We start from the raw sequence: 4,486 nt of genomic DNA on the forward strand, positions 1-4,486 counted from the left end.
CTCGGGGGGCGTGGGGGTCGGGACCGGGACGAACGCGGCGAGGAAGACCAGCAGGAAGGCGAGAGCGAACCCGATCAGGCCCCAGGGTGGCAGGTGGAACCCGTACTCCGCGGCGACGTAGGCCATGACGTTGGTGGTGAGTCCGTAGGCCAGCAGGCCGGTGCCCAGCAGCGCCAGCGTCGCCGGGGCACGGGGTCGGCGGAAGCAGGCGATCAGCACGACCGCGGTGGCGAGGATCAGACCGGCACCCTGATGGGTCAAAGCGAACCGGAACGGCCTGAGACCGGGGCCGGTCTGGACGAGCGGGGCGAGCACCGTCCCCCATTGCAGCAGGACGAGCGAGCCGGCGATCAGCAGGCAGTCCAGCAGGGTGATCGCATGCCAGCGGTGGGCGCCGTACCACCGCCTGCCAGCACTCCCGGCCCGGCTGTCCACCGGGTCGGTGGGCAGGGACAGCAGCCCGGCCAGGGCCACCCCGTAGAAACTGAGGAAGACGGCATACGCCGGGGACATGCCTTGCCTGTGGGGCAGGTCTCCGGCCAGCAACGTCGGTGCGATCGAGAGGCTGGCGAGCATCGCCCCGGCGGCGGTGAGACCGACGAGCACCCGCCAGCGGCGCTCCGCCCCGCGTACCCGCCGGGCGGTCCAGAAGCAGGCGGCCGCGGCGGCGAACTGGGCGGCGGTGGAGACGAGGTCCGTGGCGACGCGGGCGGAGCGCAGGTCCAGCAGCACCGCGAAAGCAACATCCAGCCCCAGCAGCGCCAGGGAGGCGATGATGGCGCACCACAACACTCGTGGCGTACGACCCGAACCGGTCAGACGCCACGGACTATGTGCAGAAACGACGACATTGCGGAGTTTGAGCATCACCCACACCCCCGCAAGGAAGCTTATCGCAATCATTTAGATTCGTACAGTGACGATTCGGCTAGGGTGGGTTGAACAAGGAGGGCTCCGTCACGGCGAATGTCGTGACGAAGCGGCTGTAGCGGGGTGCAGTCGCCGCGGGCTGCGGCGATGCCAGCGTCGCTGGCAGGCTGACGTCCTGCCTACGCTGTCGGCGGTCGGCTGGTGGAGGTATGCACGCTGTGATCGCAGGTGACATGGCCCAGCCCTTCAACCATTTCAGGATCCCAGACTGATGCGCGCGACCTTCGCCACCGAGCACACCCCCGGCCGGGTCAACGAGGACGCGGTCGCCGTCGGCGACGGCTGGGCGTTCATCCTCGACGGCGCGACCGCCCGTGCCGGTGTGGTCTCCGGGTGCGTGCACGACGTCCGCTGGCTCGCCAGCACCCTCGCCGGGGAGCTCGCCCAACGGCTACTCGGCTCGCAGCAGACTCTCCCAGCTCTCCCAGACCTGCTTGCCGAGTCCATCCAGGCAACCTGCCGCCGGCACGGCCCCGACTGCGACCTGTCGAACCCCAACAGTCCCAGCTCTACCGCCGTCATCGCACGGTGGACATCCGAGGAGTTCGAATACCTCGTCCTTGCCGACTCGCCGCTGATCCTCGACCTCGGTGGAACCATCCGCCCGATCATCGACGACCGGATAGCGCACCTGCCGGACTACTCGGCAGACGGGGTGGCCCGTTCCCGGAACCAGCCGGGCGGGTTCTGGGTGGCTTCCACCAACCCTGACGCCGCATATCAGGCCGTCACCGGTTCGGTGCCGGCTGACGAGGTCCACCGCGCGGCCCTGCTGTCGGACGGCGCGTCCCGGCTCGTCGAACAGTTCGGCGTGCTGGACTGGCTGGGCCTGGTGGATCTTCTGGACAAGCCGGGGCCTGCCGAGTTGATTCGCCGGACCCGCGCGGCGGAGCGCGCCGAGGCACCCGAGATGGCTGCACGCCGCCAGGAGAAGCGCCACGATGACGCGACCGCCATCCTGCTCCGCAGGTAGAGGCGTGTTGATCCGGGCACGAGATCGCGACCCGGCCCGTTGGTCGATGTTCGTCCGCGGCTCCAGACCCGTCGCCGGCGGGGAGCCGGGGCCGGGGCGCCCTGGCAGGTGCGCCGGCCGGGGTCAGGTTCGGTGGCGCGAACCCCGGCTCGCGCCCACCTGTCGGGTCGGCGTCGATCGCGGTGGGAGGCTGATCGGCCGCGCTACAACTCAGGACATGTCACGTGTGATAGCTGGTCTGCACGCGGTCCCGGTGCTTCTCATAGGTGGGGCCCTTTCGGTCTCCTTCATGCTCCCGGCGGACAAGCGATTCCTGCTTGCGCCGATGATCGCTGGCGTGACGGCGGTCACGATGATTTCGATCCTCCTGCTCCTGCCGCGCCTGACCCGGTGGAGGCTCGACGAGTTGCACGGCCGCGGGGGCGCCCCGCCGCCGCTACCCGGACGTTTCGGCTTCGGCGGCCGGGGTCGCGATTTCACCCCTCGGTTCGGCACCGTTCTCGGGGCCGAACCGAGGGGAAGCAGTGGCGGTTCCGACGACGGCGACGGCGGTTGGAGCCACGGCCACTACGGCCACCGCCACGGCGACCAGTACGGCCACAACCATCATGTTCACGGCGGTCATCACGATCATTGTCACTCGGGTTCGGACTCCTGGGGCGGCTCCGACAGCCACAGCAGCTCCGGTAGTTCGTCGAGCAGTAGCTACGACAGTTCCTCGTCCAGCAGCAGCTCGGACAGTTCGTCCAGCACCTCGAGCTGCTGACAGAAGGTTGTCGACGAACATGGCCTCAAAGATCTATCAAAGCCACGCGAGGCGCCCTCTTAGCGCTTGATCCACAGTTCCTCGGCCTGTACTGAGGGTAGTCGGCGGGGTGTTACCTGTTCACGGACGCGGCGAGTTGTACGGGCGTGATCTGCTCAGCGAGCCCACCAAGCCCATGACAAATTTGACGGCATGACGAAAAGGCGGCACCAACACTGTTGGAACGGCGAGCGCCACGCAGCTCGCAGCATCCCCTGGGTCGGCGCAGCCGCCCTGTTCAAGCTTGGCCTCTCAGGGGTCGGGTATCTGCGGTGCGGTTATTGATTGCTGGGGAGTTGGCTGGCGACGCCGTCGAGGAAGAGGGTCATGCCGTGGGTGAAGACGTCGTCGGCGGAGGCGGCGGTGTAGAGATTCCCGGCCGTACGTAGCGCCGGGAAGTCGTCGGCGGGTAGTCCGTCGAGAAGTTGACGCAGGTCGGCTGCTCCGGCCACTCCGTTCGAGCCGCGACCGGCGGGGCTGCGTCGGATGTTGGTGGAACCGCCAACGAACTCGATCATCGTTATGGTCGTGTAGACCGCCTGTCTGTCGGTCAGTCCGGCCTCGCGGTACAGGGCGAGGGCGAATTCGACGAGGCGCAGCATGTTCGGCCCGGATCCGGATCCCGATTTGCTCCGCCCAGCCGACGGGGGCAGCGGCTGGCTGAGGGTGACCCTGCGCATCTCGAACATCAGTGCCTCGATGTCGGCGCGCCAGCCGCGGCCGGTGCGATCGAGTCGGATGTCGCCCATCACGTGGTCGGCGATGAGGGCGATCAGCTCGTCGCGGCTGGCGATGTGCCGGTAAAGCGAGGCGTTGCTGGTGCCGAGCCGTTCGGCGACCGAGCGCACGGTCAGCGCTTCCAGCCCTTCCTCGCGGAGGATCTCCAGGGCCGTCTCGACGATGCGTTCGGTGGACAGTCCGCCGGCTCGCGGCCTGCGGCGACGGTCGACCAGGGCGCGCTCCGTCCACCAGCGGGCGGATCCGGGCTCAGCGGGTACCGCCGTCTCCTCGGCCGGTGCGGCTCCGTCGTCGTGAGCAGGCGACCGGAGACCATCGGTCACCACGGGTGGTGAAGATGTCACAGGGCCCTCCAGTTCCGTCTTGACGGTATGCGAGCATCGCCCGCATACTCATCCACTGGCAAGCGACCGCCAGTCGCATAAGGAGTGGGTGTGCGGCCACGATTACAGCGCGGACCTACTTGTGTCTACCGACATGGGTCCCAACCGCCGGCCACGAGAGCGGCGGGGTACCGCGACCGACGTCGTCGCCGCACCCTGGCCGGTCGCATGACCAGGCCCACCCCCGCCACCACCCACCCGGCTGACCGGCAAACGTCACGCCTTCTCCCGACGCGCGCCATCTGGCCCGCGCTGTCGGCGTTCTCCGGACATCACCGGAAAGGCTTCTCCGCCCGGCCCGGCGAACAGGCAGGCGACCTTCAGCTTGATCTCAAGCAGCCCGCCGGGAAGATTCCGCGCCCAACCAGCTCGGTGGATTTCACCGGCGCCCCGGCCGGCAGGGCTCCTCACCGCCGCCCGCGGCGCGCCCACCAGCGCGCAGGGAATCCACCCAGGCGAAAAGGTGATCCGCCGATCCCCGCGTACACGATGTGGCCGGTGACCGCCACCGGCGATGAGGCAGGAGAGTGTTCATGACCGCGGTGATGCAGGGTGTACGGATCCTCGAGGTCGCTGAGCACACGTTCGTACCCGCTGCGTCCGCGTTGCTGTCCGACTGGGGTGCCGACGTCATCAAGATCGAGCACGTCGAGCGTG

General features: G+C 68.4%; 3 protein-coding genes and 1 pseudogene. 2 read left to right on the forward strand and 2 right to left on the reverse strand.

The genetic code is table 11. The features are described 5' to 3' along the window. Nucleotides 1–792: pseudogene (locus FMEAI12_RS24785) on the reverse strand (GGDEF domain-containing protein); the annotation flags it as partial. 349 nt (nt 793–1,141) lie between these two features. Between FMEAI12_RS24785 and FMEAI12_RS24790 the strand changes: the two are divergent. Beyond that, the gene (locus FMEAI12_RS24790) at nt 1,142–1,903 is read left to right on the forward strand and encodes a protein phosphatase 2C domain-containing protein (protein ID WP_112108036.1); all 762 of its coding nucleotides are present in this window, start codon (nt 1,142–1,144) and stop codon (nt 1,901–1,903) included. Between the two features lie 1,083 nt (nt 1,904–2,986). Here FMEAI12_RS24790 and FMEAI12_RS24800 read toward each other — a convergent pair. Then, nucleotides 2,987–3,790 (reverse strand): TetR/AcrR family transcriptional regulator, encoded by an 804-nt coding sequence (locus FMEAI12_RS24800; RefSeq protein ID WP_112108037.1) that lies wholly within the window; start codon nt 3,788–3,790, stop codon nt 2,987–2,989. Nucleotides 3,791–4,362: 572 nt separating this feature from the next. Here FMEAI12_RS24800 and FMEAI12_RS24805 point away from each other — a divergent pair. Continuing rightward, nucleotides 4,363–4,486, forward strand: a 124-nt coding sequence (locus FMEAI12_RS24805; protein WP_200835240.1) for a CoA transferase, incomplete at its 3' end; no start/stop codon positions are given.

This window comes from Parafrankia sp. Ea1.12 (assembly GCF_900465275.1).
In the GTDB taxonomy this organism is placed as follows: Bacteria; Actinomycetota; Actinomycetes; order Frankiales; family Frankiaceae; genus Parafrankia; species Parafrankia soli.